Below are 16,337 nucleotides of genomic sequence, written 5' to 3' on the forward strand. Positions count from 1 at the left end.
CCGAACCCGGAAGTTAAGCCTGCCAGCGCCGATGGTACTGCACCGGGGACGGTGTGGGAGAGTAGGACGCCGCCGGACAATCTTTTGGAAGGGCCGCCCTGATTAGGGCGGCCCTTCTGCATTTATAAGGCGATGTCTTCACCACGCCGAACCGGTTTCCACGAGAGACGAACGCTCCGGTCGGGGCCCGGGCGGTGGTGACGGCGCGCTAGGCTGGCAATGCCGGGCCACCCCACGGGTGGCCTTCGTCGCTTCGGACGAGAAGCGAAGGCTGCGGCGGACGCGATCCCAGCGGACCTGCGGCGTCAACAACGTGTCTTCCCTGGAACTCATCGGGCATGGGGCGGATCCCCAATAGTCAGGACAGCGGGAAGACGGAGCCCTGCGGCCGGCGAACCGGACGCGGTGAGCAAGCAACAGAGGACAGAAGTGAACAGAGAAGACGGGCGCGACGGCGCGGGCCGTGGCGAAGACAACCGCGAAGAGAACAGAAACCGGGCTGAGCGCGCCGGGGGATTCCGCGGTAATGGAGGAAGCGGCGGCTTCGGCGGTCGCTATGGACAGCGGCGAGAAGGCTTCCGAAGCGATCGCGGCGAGAGCGGCGAGCGCCCGTTCCAGTCCGACAGGCGCGGCTACCGCGATCAGGGTGGACCGTCCGGGGGCCGCTCCGGCTCGCGTGATCGTGACGACAGGCCGACCGGCTCGTATGGGGATCGCGACAGGCGCGGCGGCTATCGTGACCGGGATGACCGCGGTCGCCGTCCTTTCGGCAGCGGGGATCGCGCCGGTGGCCGTACCGAGGATCGCGGCGGATACCGCGATCGCGACGGGGGCCGGAGCTTCGAGCGCGGTGGTGAGCGGCCGCGTGGGGCCGGCGGCTCCGAGGGGCGCAGGGAAACCGGGGGCGGCGAAGGACGCAGGGAACGCGTTTATCAGGACCGCGACTCCTTCCGCACCGATCGGCCGCGCCGCTCCTACGGGGAGCGCGACGGCTTCCGAGGCGGACAGGGCTCCAGGGATCGCGAGGATCGGGGCGGACGTCCGTTCCGCTCCGACGACCGCGGCAGCCGGCCCTACGGTGAGCGCCGCACCGATCGGCGGGAAGGCGGCGGGGGGTACGGAGACCGCCCGCAGCGCCAAGGCGGCGGTTTCGGCGGGCGCTACGGCTCCCGCGAACGCGACGGCCGCGAGGGCCGAGAGAATCGGGAGGGCCGGGAGGGCCGCTCGTTCACGCCTCGGAACGACCGCGACGACCGGGGCGGCTTCGGCAGCCGTCCGCCGCGGCGTACGGACCAGGAGCGCGGTTACGGCCGTGACGACAGAGGCGGAAGCGGCTTCGGGCAGGATCGTCCCCGGCGTCCGTATGGAGATCGAGGCGGCGATCGGGGTGCCGATCGGGGCTTCGGGGGTCAGGAGCGGCCGCGGCGTTCGTTCGGCGACCGCGACGCCAGAGGCGACCGTGACGGCAGAGGCGGCGAGGACAGGCCGAGGCGTCCCTACGGAGACCGGCAGGACACCGGTGGCGACCGCTACCGCGATCGGGACTCGTTCCGGGACGGGCCGCGCCGTACGCCGGGGGACAGGCCCGGAGGATCCTTCCGGGACCGCGACGACAGGCGTTCGGGCCGCGACCGTGAGGAAGGGCCTCGGACGTTCCGCGGGCGTGAGTCGGGCTCCGGCGACCGGCCACGGCGCCAGTTCGGCGGCGACCGCGGCGACCGCCCGTTCGGTAGGGATCGTGACGAGTCCAGGCCGTTCAGCGGCGACCGCGGCGCGGCGCGTCCCTTCAGCCGCGACGATCGGGGCGGCAGCCGTAGCCGCTACGGCAGGCCGGACGAGCCGAGCAGGCCGAGGACGCGGGAGGAGATTCCGCCCCTCGACCCCGACATCACCCCGGACGAGCTGGACCGGGAGGCGCGTGCGGAGCTTCGCTCGTTGCCGAACGACCTGGCGGACCTCGTGGCGAGCCACCTCGTGGCGGCCGCCCGTGCGCTGAGCGCGGAGGACCCGGAGAAGGCCTACGAGCACGCCAAGGTGGCGCGCCGCTTCGCGGGCAGGATCGGTGTGGTCCGCGAGGCCACCGGGATCGCCGCTTACCACGCGGGTCAGTACGCGGAGGCGCTGGGCGACCTGCGGGCCGCCCGGCGGATCACCGGTTCGGACGAGTACCTGCCGATCATGGCGGACTGCGAGCGTGGGCTCGGGCGTCCCGAGCGGGCGCTCGACCTCGTCCGGTCGCGTGAGGCCGAACGGCTGGACCGCGCGGGCAGGATCGAACTGGCCATCGTGGAGTCCGGGGCCCGTCGTGACCTCGGGCAGCACGACGCCGCCGTGATCACGCTGCAGCGGGTTCCTGAGCTGCGCGACCCTCAGCCGAAGCCGTGGTCGGCGCGGCTCGCCTTCGCGTACGCGGACGCCCTGGCCGACGCGGGGCACGAAGAAGCGGCGACCGACTGGTTCGCCCGTGCCATGGGATTCGACGAGGACGGCGAGACCGACGCGGCCGAGCGCTACGCCGAGCTGACCGGCGGACTGATCGAGGACCTGGAGGAGGATTTCGACGAGTCCGGTGACGAGCCCGGTGACCTCCTGGACGACCTCGACGACGATGAAGAGGAAATCGGAGACGAGGCCATCCGAGAGGCGGTCAAGGACGAGGACGAGGACGAAGACGAGACGGACCCCGCCGGCGATCCCCGGGACGACGACCTCTCGGACGAGGACGATCTGACCGACGATCAGGCGGACGGCGGCCCCACGGGCGACGACGTGGCCGCGACGCCCGCCGTCGGCGAGGCGCCCGCACCGCCGGCACCTGTGGCGGCTCCGGTACCGGGTGGTGAGGAGACGCGCGACGCCGATGACGCGGCCGAGCGGCCCTCCGCCACGAGCGCACCGTCCTACGGCCCCGCGTTCATAGAGCCGGACTTCGGCGACGCGCTCGACGGCTCCGAGGACGCCGAGGATACCGAGGACGCCGAGGATCGGACGAAGCGCCAGCCCTGATGTTCCGAATGGGCGCCGCGTCGGCGGCGCCCGTTCACTTTTTCCCGGGGCCCCCCGGGGAAGACCACGCCGCAGAGTCGGCCTCTCCGGAATCGCGTTCCGAGGGGGTCGGGAGTCAGCGCGGGGCGCGGTCCAGCCAGTGCATGATCCCCGCGACGTTCGACGGCGCGCCGCTCAGCAGCTCGAACTGCTCGGCGGTGGCCTCGTCGGCGCGCAGCGCGGCGTACCGCTCCCGCGTCCGGTCGCGCACCATGGCGACAGCGTGATCGAGGTCGAGTCCCTCCGCCCTGGCCCGCTTGGTGAGGTCCACCCAGATCCGGAGCTCCTCGGCCGACCGTTCGAGGGCCGAGGGCACGTCCTCCACCGGTCCGTAGTGGCTGAACAGCAGCCGCTGCGGTTTCAGGGCTGTGAACAGCGCGATCGAGCCGAGGGCGACGTCGAGATCGAAGTCCGGCGGCGGTGTTGCGGGCCGCAGGTCCCCGGTCTCGGGCAGATACACCCCGGCGGCGTCGCCCACGTACAGGTCACCGGTGAGCGAGTCGAGCAGGCCCACGTGGTGTTTGGCGTGGCCGGGGGAGTAGTGGCTCGCCAGGGTGCGGCCGTTGCCCAGATCGATCGTCCCGGTGTCGCCCAGGGCCCTGATGCGGGCCGCGTCGGTCGGCGCCAGGGTGCCGAACAGCACGTCGAGCTTGTCGCCCCAGACCATCTTGGCGCTCGCCATGAGCCGGGAGGGGTCGGCGAGATGGCGGGCGCCCTTCTCGTGGACGACGATCTCCGCGGACGGGTAGTAGTTCGCGATGTCGCCCACGCCGCCGGCGTGATCCAGGTGGATGTGGGTGACCACGACGGTCGCGAGGTCGTCCGGTCTCACCCCGAGGGAGGACAGGGCGTCCCTGACCACGGGGGCCGAGGTCGAGGTGCCCGTCTCGACGAGGCAGGGGCGGTCGCCGAGGATCAGATAGCCCGCGGTGATGCCGGAGTAGCCCGCCATCCGCGTGTCGATCTCGTAGACGTCGCCGCCGAGCGGAGTCACGTTGTCCACAGGCCACTCCTGAAACTAGAACCGGTATTCACAGAATGGCATTCAGGACCGCACCGGCCCAACCTGGTCACGCATAGTGATCTCCACGGCAGAGAGGAGTTCACATGCACCGCAACGAGGTGGTGCTGGCCGGGCGGCTGTCCATGGAGCCGGCACATCGGGAACTGCCGAGCGGAGCCCTGCTGACGCAGTGGCGGCTCGCGGTCCGCAGGCCGGCAGGCCGCTCGGGCCGTCAGCGGTCGGACGCGATCGAATGCGCGACGATCGACGACGGCGTGCGCGGCATGCTGGCCGGATGGCAACTCGATGATCTGGTCGAGGTGGAGGGCGCGCTGCGCCGCCGCTGGTGGCGCGGCGGCAGTCGCTACGAGATCGAGGTCCGTACGGTACGCCGCGTCGAGCCGGCCGCGCCCCGCGGCAGGCCACCACGCAGGACAACGCCGCACGCCGACGACGGCGCCGCCGCCCGGGTTCGGGAGGCCGTTGATGCCATTGAGGCGGTCGATGCCGCCAAGCCTGAAGCGGTGTCCTCCGGCGACGGCGCCGTCGACTCCCCGGCGGCGTCGTCCTGCGACCACCAGGGCGACGCCGTTTCGGCGGAGCCCGCCGACGAGGCGGTCAGTCAGTGGCGAAGGTCCGCATGACCAGGCCGGTGCGGGGCTTGGGGCCGAACGAGGTCGACTTGCGGGGCACCCGCTCGCCCTGCGACGCGACCGTGAGGACGTCTTCCGTGGACAGGGGGTTCAGCAGCACCGCCGTCCCGCCGAGCCGGCGCGCCCTCTCCACGGCGGCGAGCGGGTCGTGGTGCACGACCATCACCGACTGCTCGCTGTCGGTGATCCCCCACACCCTTGGCAGGAGGAACGTCGTGAGGACCGAGGTGTCGAGCATCCGCCACCGTGGGGACTGCTCGGGCGGCATGGCGTGCTCGACCTGCATCGGGTCGGGATCCGTCAGCAGATGGGCGGGTCCGTCGCCGGCGAGCACGAAGGCGGGGCCGGTCGCTGTGGCGAGCCCTGCCAGGGCGTCCTCGACCAGGGGGAACTCCTGGACCTGCCAGGCGCCCTTGGCCCGGGCGGCGGCCTCCTGCAGGGGCAGCCCCGGGATGACCCGGTGGATGGCCCTGAGGTCGGGCGGGTATGCCGTGGAGTCGACCAGGTACGCCAGGCCGTAGTCCCAGGGACCGGGTCCGATGTGGTCCTTCTGCAGCGCCTGATAAGTGGCGTAACGATGGTGGCCATCGGCGATCAGCGCCTGACGATCGCGCAGGTCCTCCGCGACGGCTTCGATCTCGTGGGGGTCGGTCACCGCCCAGAGTCGGTGGTGCACGCCCTCACGGGTCCGGACGTCCATGAGGGGGAAACGCTGTGTGGCCACGTCGTCGACGAGCCGGGAGGCGGTGCCGCCGCCTTCGTACAGCAGGAAGATCGGTTCGAGGTTGGCCTGCGTCGCCCGCATCAGGGCGAGTCGGTCGGCGACGGGCTCCGGCAGGACGTTCTCATGCGGGAGGATCGCGGTCGACCCGACCCCGACGCATCCAATCAGGCCCCGCTGCAGAAAACCGACCCCGCTCTGCTCGTACACGTACAGCCCGGGCAGGGAGTCGACCGTCAGCACTCCATCGGCAAGCCACTCGCTCAACGCGGCGCTCGCCTCACCGTAGTGGCTGATCCCGGGAAGGATCAGGCGCACTGCGTTGTTCGGATGACAACTGAGCAGTTCCCGCAGTTCTTCAGGGGAGATGAGATCGTACGGCGGGGAGGTGACAGCGCCCAGGTCGTCCACCGCGTAACGGACGCCGTGGAACGGACGTAGCACCAGTCCCGCCCGTTCAGAACTCTCCATACCGGGCATGTTGCCATAAGTGCCCGGACTCCCCGACGCTGCGGTGCCCGGTTGCTTGTGAAATCGGAGTGCAGGAGGGCTTACCCCATGATCGAAGGACGAAACGAGGCCTCTGCTTCTTCCAATGATCCGGGCGGTACGCCTTCCGGCGGTGTCTATGAGTGGTTCAAGCGTGGCATGAAACTGCTCGAGGAGGGCAGTCCGGCCGCCGCGGCGGCGATCCTGGAGCACGCCGTGCGGGCCGAACCCGACTCGCGCAGCCTCCGCGAGGCACTCGCCCGGGCCCAGTTCAACTCGAAGCGCTACGACGAGGCCGCCGGCAGCTTCCGCTGGATCGTCGACGCCAACCCCGCCGAGGACTACGCCTACTTCGGTCTCGGCTTGTCACTGTGGCGCAGCGGAGACATCGAGGGGGCGCAGGAGCCCCTCGCGGTGGCGGTGGCGATGCGCCCCGACCTGCGGCACTACGTGTCCGCACTGAAGCAGGTCAGGGCCACGCTGCGGGCGAGGCAGGCGTGACCGTAGGACATACTTCCGCCATGTCAGAAACCACCGGCGTGCTCGTGGACGCCTACGACACGCTGCTGCTCGACCTCGACGGCGTCGTCTACCTCGGCAAACACGCGGTCCCCCAAGCGCCGGAGGCGCTGGTGAAGGCCCGGGACCTGGGCGTGCGGCTCGCGTTCGTGACGAACAACGCGTCCCGCACGCCGGGGGCGATCGCCCAGCACCTCAGCCATCTGGGCATTCCGGCGGCCCCGCAGGACGTGGTGACCTCCGCGCAGGCGGCGGCCCGGCTGGTCGCCGAGCACGTGCCGGCGGGCTCCGCCGTCCTTGTGGTGGGCGGCATGGGACTGCGGATGGCCCTGCGCGAGCACGGCCTGCGCCCTGTGACCACGGCCCTGGACGCACCCGCCGCCGTGGTGCAGGGCATCGCCGACAACCTGTCCTACGGGCTGCTCTGCGAAGGGGCGCTCGCCGTACGTCAGGGGGCGTGGTTCGTCGCGGCCAACGGTGACACGACCATGCCGACGGGCCGGGGCGAGCAGCCCGGGAACGGCTCGATGAGCCGCGTGATCGCCACCGCGGCCGGCGTCGAACCCGTGGTCGCGGGCAAGCCCGAGCCGCCGCTGCACCGTGAGTCGATGATCCGCACCCGCGCCGAGAGGCCGCTGATCGTCGGCGACCGGCTCGACACCGACATCGAGGGCGCGACCCGGGCCGGTGTCGACAGCCTGCTCGTGCTGACCGGTGTCGCCACTCCTCTCGACGTGCTCACCGCCGCGCCCCATCACCGTCCCACCCACATCGCCGCCGACCTGTCCGGCCTGCACGCCCCCGTGGTCCCCGTACGGCGTGGCTCAGGCGGATGGACCTGCGGCGGATGGACGGCCGTGTGGCAGGACGGCGAGCTCGCGCTCACCGGGGAGGGCGACCCCGTCGAGGGGCTGCGTGCGGCGAGCGCCGCAACCTGGGAGGCGGTGGGGGACGGCCAAGCGGACGAGGGCGCGGTGAAGGCCGCTCTGGCGGCGCTCGGCCGCTGATGATCGGCACGGGTGGCAGCCCTGGGGCCCACGCGCCGGACCACGGCGTGACGCCGGGGTGGCCGCCACGATCCGGTAACGCGTTTCGAGGTCCGTACCCCCGCATCGCGTGCGGCGGCGGCCCGGCGTGGCATGTCGCCGAAGGCCCGGCGTCGCATGCGACCCCGGACCCGGCAGGGCGTGCGGCGAGGGCTCGGCGAGGCTGGCGTGGCCTGAGGTGAGGGCCCGGTGCGGTGGCGCGTCGCCGGGTTCTGGTGGGAGTGGTCAGACGAGAGCGGTCAGAGGAGTTTGCGAAGGCGCAGCAGGTCGCCGAGGCTCGCGTCGATCTTGACCCGGCCGCCCAGCAGCGCGCGGCCCATGTCGAGTTCGCCGTTGACCATCGAGACCAGGTCCTCGCTCTTGAGCGTCAGCTTGACCTCGGCGGGCCGACCGTCATCCGGGGGCACCTCGTCGAATTGGTCGAGCCCACCGCGGTGGATGCGGCCGTAGAAGGTCACGCCGAGGTCGGAGATCCGGCAGGCCAGCCGGCGTTCGACCACGTGCTTGGCACGGTCCTCCTCGCTCACCTCGTCGAACTGCTCGACGAGTTTGTCCAGCGCCGCCCGGCATTCCTCGACGGTCGCCATGCGCCTGCCTTTCTCCTCGCGGACCGTGTCTTCTCGCGGACCGGGTCTCCTTGTGAACCGCGCACGGATCATCGGTCGACGATGTGATTCCCCTGTACCTACCGACAGTAGCTTTCCACGGACGGCCTGCGCGAAATCCGCTTCGGGTCATGGGACGGCAACGGCACGAGTTCGGCGGTCCGCGAGCCGTAGATTTCGCGACCAAAGGGACGGCGAGCTGAGCAGGGCCCTCCTCCGGGCACGTGCGGCGAGATCATGCGGCGGAACGTTCGCGGCCCTGTGGAACGGGCGGACGGCGCACGACCGTCGGTGGGGTCCGATAGCGTCGAGGCGACCAGCGCCGCAGGGGCTCGTACGGGTGGGCCGAGCGGCATGGCCGCGTGCGCCGTCCGTGCGACGTCCGGGGCCCGGGCCGGCGGAAGCCGGGCCGAAGCCCGGGCGCGAGCGTGGGGCCGCGCACGGGGAAGCGCGACTGTGAAGCATGACTGTGAAGCGTGACGGGGCAGCTGATCGGAGCAGGAAGGGACCATGACGGACAGCGGGATCGCGGCCGGGGAACATCACGCCTCGGGCGCCGACGGCGTGCAGGCCGCGTTGTCGCCACTCGGACGGCTGGCTCACGCGCCGGTGTCCGAGCACGTGGGCGTCTTCGAACAGGTCCTCGCCGGCCTCGAGGCGGTGCTTGCGTCCGTGGAGGATGCCGGCGATCGGCAGCCTGAGGCACACGGCGGCCGGGACGGCGATCAGTGAGCGCCACGGCAGCGCCCGCGGGCGTCGCGAGCCGGGCGCGGGTTCGAACGGCTGGGGACGCCGCGGCGGGGCGGGCCCGGTGAAGCGCGTCCGGCTGGACAGCGAGCTCGTGCGCCGCGGGCTCGCCCGGTCCAGGGAGCAGGCGGCCCAGCTCATCGAGGCGGGCCGGGTCAGCGTCGGAGGCCGGGTGGCGGGCAAGGCGGCCACCCAGGTGGACACCGCCGCCCCCATCGTGGTCGCCGAGACGGCCGAGGGCCCCGATTACGTGTCCAGAGGCGCCCACAAGCTGCTCGGCGCACTGGACGCGTTCGAAGGGCTCCGCGTCGAGGGGCGCCGGTGCCTCGACGCGGGCGCCTCGACCGGTGGCTTCACCGACGTGCTGCTCAGGCACGGCGCCGCCCACGTGCTCGCCGTCGACGTGGGATACGGCCAGCTCGCCTGGTCGCTGCGTACGGACGAGCGGGTCACGGTGATGGAGCGGGTGAACGTCCGCGACCTGACGCCGGAGATGGTGGGCGAGCCGCCGACGCTGATCGTCGGGGACCTGTCCTTCATCTCACTCCGGCTCGTCCTCCCGGCCCTGGTGCGCTGTGCGGCCGAGGTGGCGGAGTTCGCCATGCTGGTCAAACCGCAGTTCGAGGTCGGCAAGGAGCGCGTGGGCTCGGGAGGCGTCGTACGCGACCCGGCTCTGCGGGCACAGGCGGTGCGGGACGTCGCGGCGGCGGCGAGCTCGCTCGGCCTGACGGTGAAGGGCGTGACGGCGAGCCCGCTGCCGGGGCCGTCGGGGAACGTGGAATACGTTCTGTGGCTCGGGAAGGGACCGGGACACGATCCCGTTGCCGATGTGGACGCGGCCGTCGAAACGGCGGTGGCGGAGGGGCCCCGGTAAGCGCGGGCGGCGAGGCGTGGAGACGATGAGCACGATGAGCACGGGCGGCACGGTGGGCGACCAGGCGGACGCCAAGAGAACCGTCCTGGTGACGGCGCACACGGGCCGGGAGGCGGCCGTGCGCAGCGCCCGCCTGGTCATGGAACGGCTGATCGAGGCGGGCATCAACGTCCGGGTGCTCGATGAGGAGGCCGAGGAGCTGGGTTGCGCCCATGTCGAGGTGGTCCCGGAGAACGCTGCGGCGCTGGAGGGAGCCGAGCTGATCATCGTCCTCGGGGGTGACGGCACGCTGCTGCGCGCCGCCGAACTGGCCCGCCCGGCAGCGGTGCCGCTGCTCGGCGTGAACCTGGGGCACGTGGGCTTCCTCGCCGAGGCTGAGGTGGAGGACCTGGCATCCGTGGTGGACCTGGTGGCCGAGGGCCGCTACGAGGTCGAGGAGCGCATGACGATCGAGGTCGTCGTGCGCCTGAACGGGTCGGTTCTCGCGCGGACCTGGGCGCTCAATGAGGCGTCGGTCGAGAAGAAGGACCGCATGCTGGAGGTCGTCGCGGAGATCGACGGCCGCCCGCTGTCGCGCTGGGGGTGCGACGGCGTGATCTGCGCGACCCCCACCGGATCGACCGCGTACGCCTTCTCGGCCGGAGGGCCCGTCGTCTGGCCCGAGGTGGAGGCGCTGCTCCTGGTGCCCAACAGCGCTCACGCCCTGTTCGCCCGGCCGATGGTGGTGTCGCCGAAGTCCACGCTCGCGCTGGAGATCCTTCCTGACACCAGTGCCGGTGTGCTGTGGTGCGACGGCCGCCGCCGCTTCGACATCCCGCCCGGCGCCCGCGTGGAGGTCCGCAGGGGCGAGGCGCCCGTAGGACTGGCCCGCCTGCTCGGTGTGGAGACCACCGGGGCGCCCTTCACCGACCGCCTGGTCGCGAAGTTCGGCCTGCCGGTGCAGGGCTGGCGGGGCCGCGTCCGCTCCGGCTGACCCTGGAGACGCCGCGATCCACAGCGGGTTGTGGCGGTTGGTGGTGATATGCCGGATGAGCTGGGCTTTCGTGTCCACAGATTCTCGTTCGGGTCGCGGCCCGGACACGCTGTCCTCGAAAATCTTGACGAGTTACGCGTAGGATCTCTGGCGAGTTCGGTCGGCGAAAACGGGAGGGACCAGTGCGGCCACGGGTCGAGGAGGTCCGCATCCAGGGGCTCGGCGTGATCGACGAGGCCGTACTGGAGCTGTCACCGGGATTCACCGTCGTCACGGGTGAGACCGGGGCCGGCAAGACGATGGTCGTCACCGGTCTCGGCCTGCTGTTCGGAGGGCGGGCCGACCCGGCCAGGGTCAGGCCGGGCGCCGACAAGGCGCTGATCGAGGGCACGCTCGTGATCGAGCCCGGCGGTCGCGTGGCCCAGCAGGTCGCCGACGTCGGCGGCGAGATCGAAGACGGGCAGCTCATCATCTCCCGGTCGGTCTCCGCGGAGGGCCGTTCTCGCGCCTGGCTGGGGGGCCGTGCCGTGCCGGTGGGCACGTTGACGTACATCGCCGACGACCTCGTGGCCGTGCACGGGCAGATGGACCAGCAGCGGCTGCTGCAGCCCGGCAGGCAGCGCGCGGCGCTCGACCGATACGCCGGCGACGAGCTGGTCAAGCCCCTTCGGGCCTATGAGCAGGCATACAAGCGGCACAAGCAGGTGGGGGAGCTGCTCCACGAGCTGACCGTCAAGGCCAGGGAGCGGGCGCAGGAGGCCGACGTGCTGCGGTTCGGCCTCGAGGAGATCGAGAAGGTCGAGCCCAGGCCGGGCGAGGACGCCGAGCTGAAGGAGGAGGCCGAGCGGCTCTCCCACGCCGACGCGTTGCGCACCGCCGCCACGACCGCGCACGCGGCGCTGCTCGGGGATCCGATGTCGAGCGCGCAGGACGTGCAGGACGCCGTGTCGCTGCTCGGTCACGCGAAGACGGCCGTGGAGTCCGTACGCGACTTCGATCCCGCGCTCGCCGGGCTCGCCGATCGCCTGGCCGAGGCCGGTTATCTGGTCTCCGACGTGGCGACCGAGCTGGCCGCGTACGCCGAGTCGGTCGAGGCCGATCCGGCGCGGCTGGCCGCGGTGCAGGAGCGCAGGGCGGCGCTGAACGGGCTCATGCGCAAGTACGGCGAGGACGTCACGGCCGTGATCGCGTGGGCGCAGCGGGCCGCCGAGCGGCTGACGGAGCTCGAAGGCGACGACGAGCGCATCGGGGAGCTGACGCGGGAGCACGGTGAGCTAACCGAGCGGCTGGGCGAGCTGGCCGGTGAGCTGACCGCCATCCGCACCGCCGCCGCCGACCGGTTCGGCCAGGCGGTGACCGAGGAGCTGACCGCGCTCGCCATGCCGCACGCCCGGGTGAGCGTGGCGATCACCGCCACCGACGGCTTCGGCCCGCACGGCGTGGACGAGGTCGAGCTCCGGCTGGCATCCCATCCCGGTGCGCCACCACTGCCGCTGACCAAGGGCGCCTCCGGCGGCGAGCTGAGCCGGGTGATGCTCGCCATCGAGGTGGTCTTCGCCGGTGCCGACCCCGTTCCGACGTTCGTGTTCGACGAGGTCGACGCGGGCGTGGGCGGCAAGGCGGCCGTGGAGATCGGCAGGCGGCTGGCCAAGCTCGCCAGGACGGCGCAGGTCATCGTGGTGACCCATCTGCCGCAGGTGGCGGCCTTCGCCGACCAGCACCTCGTGGTCGAGAAGGCGAGCGACGGCAGGGTCGTCCGCAGCGGCGTCGTGACCCTCGACCAGGAGGGCCGCGAGCGGGAGCTGTCGCGGATGCTCGCCGGGCTGGAGGACTCCGAGCTCGGCCGGGCGCACGCCGCCGAGCTGCTGTCCATCGCCGTCGCCGACAAGGCCGCTTGGGAGAAGGCGTCCTCGGGGACGGCCAGGCGCTCGGGCCGCCGCGCCGCAGGCTGAGGCTCCAGGTCCGCCGGCCGCGGGCCGCGGTGCTCTGCGTCGTGCTGAGGCTCCGGGCTGAGGCTTTGAATCCGCCGGGCTGAGGCTCCAGGTCCGCCGGCCGCGGGCCGAGAGCCGCCGTGCTCTGTGCCGGGCTGAGGCTTTGAATCCGCCGGGCTGGGGCCGCGGATCTGCCGGACCGAGGGCCGCGGGCCGTCCCGTGCCGGGCTGGGGCCCCGCCTGTGGGCGGACCTGCCGTCTCTCCCACCGCCGGCCCGCCCAGCGCGTACACTCGGCGGGGCGCGCGCGGGGGTGACGTTTGGAGCAGGGCGCGGCGGGAAGCAGTCAAGCCCCGGAACGAGGGGGCGGAGGAACAGGGGGCGACGGCGTCGCGGAAGGTGTGCGTTGACTCGGCTGCCCTCGGTCGGCGCACCTCGGCAACATCCCTGACTTGCAGTGACAATTCAGACGAGCCGTGGGGTGTGGAAGCGTGGCGGTCGCCGCCTCTGGCAGGATGGTCATGATGAAGGTCCCGAGCTTGAACGTTCCGGGCCTCCGCCGCAGGAAGGCTGACGGCCTTCCCGGGGTGACGGCAGTGGCGAGAATCGACAGACGGACGAAGAGGCTGACCAAGCGCCTCAAGCCCGGAGAAATCGCGATTATCGATCACGTCGACATCGACCGGGTCAGCGGGGAGGCTCTCGTCGCGTGCGGTGTGGCGGCCGTGGTCAACGCCGCCGCGAGCATCAGCGGGCGTTACCCCAACCTCGGGCCGCAGATCCTGATCGACGCGGGCATCCCCCTCATCGACAACGCGTCGCCGGAACTGTTCGAGCGCATCGCCGACGGCGACGTGATCCGCGTCCACGACGGCATGGTCTACCTCGGCGAGGAACTGGTCGGAAAGGGGCAGCCGCAGACCGCCGAGAGCGTCGAGGCGGCCATGACCGAGGCTCGCGCGGGCCTCGCCGTCCAGATCGAGGCCTTCGCCGCCAACACGATGGAGTACGTCCGGCGCGAGCGCGACCTCCTGATCGACGGGGTCGGCGTGCCCGACATCCGCACCTCCCTGGAGAACCGCCACGCCCTCATCGTGGTGCGGGGTTACCACTACAAGGAGGACATCGCCACGCTCCGGCCGTACATCCGCGAGTACCGTCCGGTGCTGATCGGTGTGGACGGCGGGGCGGACGCGCTCCTCGACGCCGGGTACGTGCCCGACATCATCGTGGGCGACTTCGACTCCGTCTCGGAGAAGGCGCTGTGCTGCGGCGCCGAACTCGTCGTCCACGCCTACCGCGACGGGCGGGCGCCGGGGCTCGAGCGGGTGCGCAAGCTGGGCCAGGAGGCGGTCGTGTTCCCCGCGACCGGGACGAGCGAGGACATCGCGATGCTCCTGTCCGACGACAAGGGCGCCACGCTGATCGTCGCGGTCGGCACCCACTGGACGCTCGACGAGTTCCTGGACAAGGGCAGGTCGGGCGCGGCGAGCACCTTCCTCACCCGGCTGCGGGTGGGCAGCAAGCTCGTGGACGCCAAGGGCGTGAGCAGGCTCTACCGGAGCCGGATCTCCACGTCCTCCCTGTTGCTGCTCGTGGCCACCACGCTGGTCACGATCGGTGTGGTGCTCTCGGTATCGCCGATCGGCCAGGTGTGGCTGAACGGCCTGCGCGTGGCCTGGAACGGCTTCATCTTCTGGCTGGTCGGACTCTTCTCGTGATCGATTTCCGTTATCACCTCGTCTCGATCGTGGCGATCTTCCTCGCGCTCACGGTCGGCATCGTGCTGGGCAGCACCGTGCTCGAGCCCACGTTCTTCAAGTCGGCCGAGGAGATGACCGCGTCGCTGCGGCAGGCCAACGAGAAGTACCTGACGCAGATCTCGCAGCTGCAGACGCGTGAGGAGGGCGGCGACTCGCTGGTCACGACCCACCTGCCGGACCTCGTGCGCGGCCAGCTCGCGGGGGAGCGCGTCGTGCTCGTCGAGGCTCCGGGCGCGTCGGCCGCCCTGCGCGACCCGATCGAGAAGCTCGTCACGAGCGCGGGCGCCGTCTACAGCGGCAGGATCAGCCTGACCGACAAGTTCGTCGACGCCGAGCAGGCGAGCGTGCTCGACGGGCTGGCGACCAACCTCGCCCAGGCCGGCACCACGTTCCCCGACGGGGCCACACCGTACGACAAGGCCGCCGCGATGCTCGCGGGCGCGATCGTGACCAACGACCGCACGCAGGCGGGCCGGGCCAATCCCGCCGCCACCGGCGTGCTGGAGGCGTTCCAGGCGGGCGACTTCCTCACCCTCAACGGCGACCCCGGGCGGCGGGCGACGCTGGCCATCGTGCTCGCGCCCACCCAGCCGTACGAGGGGGATGACGCCGACCGGCAGACGAACGCGCTGGTCTCGGTCGCCGCCGGCCTCGACGGCGGCGCTCTCGGCACGGTCCTGGCGGGCACCGTCACCGCCTCCGCCAACGGCGGCGTCATCGCGGCGCTGCACGACACCGGCGGCGTGGCCTCGGCGGTCTCCACCGTTGACACGGTCGATTTCGCCGCAGGCCGTGTCGTGGTGGTCTACGCTCTGCGGGAGCAACTGGCCGGCCGTTCGGGCTCCTACGGCGTCGGCAGCGGTGCGACGGCGTTCGAGCCCGCGGTGACCGCGCCCAGCCAGACCCCCACCCCCGCGGCGGGCCGGGGCTGAGCCGCCGGTCGGCGCATCACGCCTGACGAACACGTAGAGAAGGGCAACAGCCGTGGCCAGAGGTCCCCAGGCAGGCACCCGCGCCGCCGCGATGCTCGGAGCCGCCGTCGGCGCCGCGCTCGGCGCGGTCGCCGCGCGCGCCGCTTTCGCCGCTTTCCGGCGCCGTCCGCCGATCGGCGACGAGAAGACCGCAGACGAGTACTGGACCCGGGTCAACCACCGGGGCGAGCCGGTCACGCTGCTGGAGGGTCCCGCGTTCGCCGCGGGCGCCGTCGCCGCCTCCGCTCTCGCCCCCGGCCTCCCCGCGCGGGCCCGCGCGGCCGCCGTGCTCGCCGGAGCGGGCAGCGGCGTCCTCGGCGCGTATGACGACCTGTTCGGCACGACCTCCTCGAAGGGCTTCAAGGGCCACCTGGCGGCACTGGCGCGCGGCGAGGTGACCAGCGGAGCGGTCAAGATCCTCGGCATCGGCGCGACCGGGCTCGCCGCGGCGGCGCTCTCCCCTCGTGACGTCCGGAGCGGGAACGTTCTGGCGCGGTCCCTCGACACGCTCGTCGACGGGGCGCTGATCGCCGGCAGCGCCAACCTGGCCAACCTGTTCGACCTGCGACCCGGTCGCGCGATCAAGGTGGGGCTGCTCGCCGGGGCTCCCCTGCTGGCCGCCTCGATCGCCGCGCCGTACGGCCCGCGCTCCCGTCAGGCCGCCGCGCTGACCGCCGTCCCGCTGGGCGCGGCGGCGGCGCTGCTGCCCGAGGACTTGGGCGAGCGGGCGATGCTCGGCGACGCCGGGGCGAACGCGCTCGGCGCGCTGCTCGGTCTGGCGGCCACGGCCCGGCTGGGCAGGCCTGGCCGGATCGCCGCCCTCGGTGTCGTCGCCGCTCTCACCGCCGCCTCGGAGAAGGTCAGCTTCACCAAGGTCATCGCCGGCAACCGGGTGCTCAACCGCCTGGACATGCTCGGCCGCCGCGCTCCGCAGACCACCCCAGGAACGCCGGGGTCGTGTGGGTGACCTGCACGACCAGGGCCGCCCGCGGAGCCGT

14 protein-coding genes and 1 rRNA gene are annotated in these 16,337 nt (G+C 72.1%); 12 read left to right on the forward strand and 3 right to left on the reverse strand.

Annotation, left to right across the window (positions count from 1 at the left end; all coding sequences use genetic code 11):
- Together rrf and ACIBK1_RS12475 are read left to right on the forward strand one after the other, a co-directional pair.
- Positions 1-78: ribosomal RNA gene (rrf, locus tag ACIBK1_RS12470) — 5S ribosomal RNA — on the forward strand; the annotation flags it as partial.
- Between the two features lie 1,857 nt (positions 79-1,935).
- Positions 1,936-3,006 (forward strand): tetratricopeptide repeat protein, encoded by a 1,071-nt coding sequence (locus tag ACIBK1_RS12475; RefSeq protein ID WP_197042545.1) that lies wholly within the window; start codon positions 1,936-1,938, stop codon positions 3,004-3,006.
- Positions 3,007-3,121: 115 nt separating this feature from the next.
- On the opposite strand, the gene ACIBK1_RS12480 is transcribed toward ACIBK1_RS12475, so the two are convergent.
- The gene (locus ACIBK1_RS12480; protein ID WP_030507357.1) at positions 3,122-4,048 is read right to left on the reverse strand and encodes an MBL fold metallo-hydrolase; all 927 of its coding nucleotides are present in this window, start codon (positions 4,046-4,048) and stop codon (positions 3,122-3,124) included.
- A 104-nt stretch (positions 4,049-4,152) separates the two neighbouring features.
- Here ACIBK1_RS12480 and ACIBK1_RS12485 point away from each other — a divergent pair, with 104 nt between their 5' ends.
- Complete coding sequence (locus tag ACIBK1_RS12485; protein ID WP_063754592.1) at positions 4,153-4,692, forward strand: single stranded DNA-binding domain-containing protein; 540 nt, start codon at positions 4,153-4,155, stop codon at positions 4,690-4,692.
- Here the strand turns inward: ACIBK1_RS12485 and ACIBK1_RS12490 are convergent.
- Positions 4,667-5,893, reverse strand: coding sequence for a DUF1015 family protein (locus ACIBK1_RS12490; RefSeq protein WP_396734505.1), 1,227 nt, complete (start codon positions 5,891-5,893; stop codon positions 4,667-4,669). The genes ACIBK1_RS12485 and ACIBK1_RS12490 overlap by 26 nt on opposite strands.
- 177 nt (positions 5,894-6,070) lie before the next feature.
- Between ACIBK1_RS12490 and ACIBK1_RS12495 the strand changes: the two genes are divergently transcribed.
- Together ACIBK1_RS12495 and ACIBK1_RS12500 are read left to right on the forward strand one after the other, a co-directional pair.
- Positions 6,071-6,412 (forward strand): tetratricopeptide repeat protein, encoded by a 342-nt coding sequence (locus ACIBK1_RS12495; protein ID WP_231513829.1) that lies wholly within the window; start codon positions 6,071-6,073, stop codon positions 6,410-6,412.
- 20 nt (positions 6,413-6,432) lie between these two features.
- Complete coding sequence (locus ACIBK1_RS12500; protein ID WP_030507353.1) at positions 6,433-7,437, forward strand: HAD-IIA family hydrolase; 1,005 nt, start codon at positions 6,433-6,435, stop codon at positions 7,435-7,437.
- A 278-nt stretch (positions 7,438-7,715) separates the two neighbouring features.
- Here ACIBK1_RS12500 and ACIBK1_RS12505 read toward each other — a convergent pair whose 3' ends face one another.
- Entirely contained in the window at positions 7,716-8,063 is a 348-nt protein-coding gene (locus ACIBK1_RS12505; RefSeq protein WP_030507352.1) for an SCP2 sterol-binding domain-containing protein, read from the reverse strand.
- Between the two features lie 528 nt (positions 8,064-8,591).
- Here ACIBK1_RS12505 and ACIBK1_RS12510 point away from each other — a divergent pair.
- From ACIBK1_RS12510 to ACIBK1_RS12540, 7 genes are all read left to right on the forward strand, one after another.
- Positions 8,592-8,813: a hypothetical protein gene (locus ACIBK1_RS12510; protein ID WP_030507351.1), complete on the forward strand. Its 222-nt coding sequence runs from the start codon at positions 8,592-8,594 to the stop codon at positions 8,811-8,813.
- Positions 8,814-8,892: 79 nt separating this feature from the next.
- Positions 8,893-9,702, forward strand: a complete 810-nt coding sequence (locus tag ACIBK1_RS12515) for a TlyA family RNA methyltransferase (protein ID WP_030507350.1) — start codon at positions 8,893-8,895, stop codon at positions 9,700-9,702.
- A gap of 25 nt (positions 9,703-9,727) precedes the next feature.
- Entirely contained in the window at positions 9,728-10,675 is a 948-nt protein-coding gene (locus ACIBK1_RS12520; protein ID WP_081903432.1) for an NAD kinase, read from the forward strand.
- A 182-nt stretch (positions 10,676-10,857) separates the two neighbouring features.
- Positions 10,858-12,627 (forward strand): DNA repair protein RecN, encoded by a 1,770-nt coding sequence (gene recN, locus ACIBK1_RS12525; protein WP_030507348.1) that lies wholly within the window; start codon positions 10,858-10,860, stop codon positions 12,625-12,627.
- 502 nt (positions 12,628-13,129) lie between these two features.
- On the forward strand, positions 13,130-14,326 hold the full coding sequence (gene steA, locus ACIBK1_RS12530; RefSeq protein WP_030507347.1) for a putative cytokinetic ring protein SteA: 1,197 nt from the start codon (positions 13,130-13,132) through the stop codon (positions 14,324-14,326).
- On the forward strand, positions 14,323-15,300 hold the full coding sequence (locus tag ACIBK1_RS12535; RefSeq protein WP_030507346.1) for a copper transporter: 978 nt from the start codon (positions 14,323-14,325) through the stop codon (positions 15,298-15,300). Before steA ends, ACIBK1_RS12535 begins: the two co-directional genes overlap by 4 nt.
- Positions 15,301-15,391: 91 nt before the next feature.
- On the forward strand, positions 15,392-16,306 hold the full coding sequence (locus tag ACIBK1_RS12540) for a hypothetical protein (protein ID WP_396735985.1): 915 nt from the start codon (positions 15,392-15,394) through the stop codon (positions 16,304-16,306).
- The last annotated feature ends 31 nt before the right edge of the window (positions 16,307-16,337 follow it).

Origin of the sequence: Microbispora rosea (assembly GCF_044460045.1) — a bacterium.
Classification (GTDB): domain Bacteria; phylum Actinomycetota; class Actinomycetes; order Streptosporangiales; family Streptosporangiaceae; genus Microbispora; species Microbispora rosea.

What these genes read in the sequence shown, in the direction of transcription:
- ACIBK1_RS12485 (WP_063754592.1), top strand. Translation starts at nt 4,153, where the DNA reads ATGCACCGCAACGAGGTGGTGCTGGCCGGGCGGCTGTCCATGGAGCCG.
- ACIBK1_RS12490 (WP_396734505.1), bottom strand. Translation starts at nt 5,893, where the DNA reads ATGGAGAGTTCTGAACGGGCGGGACTGGTGCTACGTCCGTTCCACGGC.
- ACIBK1_RS12495 (WP_231513829.1), top strand. Translation starts at nt 6,071, where the DNA reads ATGAAACTGCTCGAGGAGGGCAGTCCGGCCGCCGCGGCGGCGATCCTG.
- ACIBK1_RS12500 (WP_030507353.1), top strand. Translation starts at nt 6,433, where the DNA reads ATGTCAGAAACCACCGGCGTGCTCGTGGACGCCTACGACACGCTGCTG.
- ACIBK1_RS12505 (WP_030507352.1), bottom strand. Translation starts at nt 8,063, where the DNA reads ATGGCGACCGTCGAGGAATGCCGGGCGGCGCTGGACAAACTCGTCGAG.
- ACIBK1_RS12510 (WP_030507351.1), top strand. Translation starts at nt 8,592, where the DNA reads ATGACGGACAGCGGGATCGCGGCCGGGGAACATCACGCCTCGGGCGCC.
- ACIBK1_RS12520 (WP_081903432.1), top strand. Translation starts at nt 9,728, where the DNA reads ATGAGCACGATGAGCACGGGCGGCACGGTGGGCGACCAGGCGGACGCC.
- steA (WP_030507347.1), top strand. Translation starts at nt 13,130, where the DNA reads ATGAAGGTCCCGAGCTTGAACGTTCCGGGCCTCCGCCGCAGGAAGGCT.
- ACIBK1_RS12540 (WP_396735985.1), top strand. Translation starts at nt 15,392, where the DNA reads ATGCTCGGAGCCGCCGTCGGCGCCGCGCTCGGCGCGGTCGCCGCGCGC.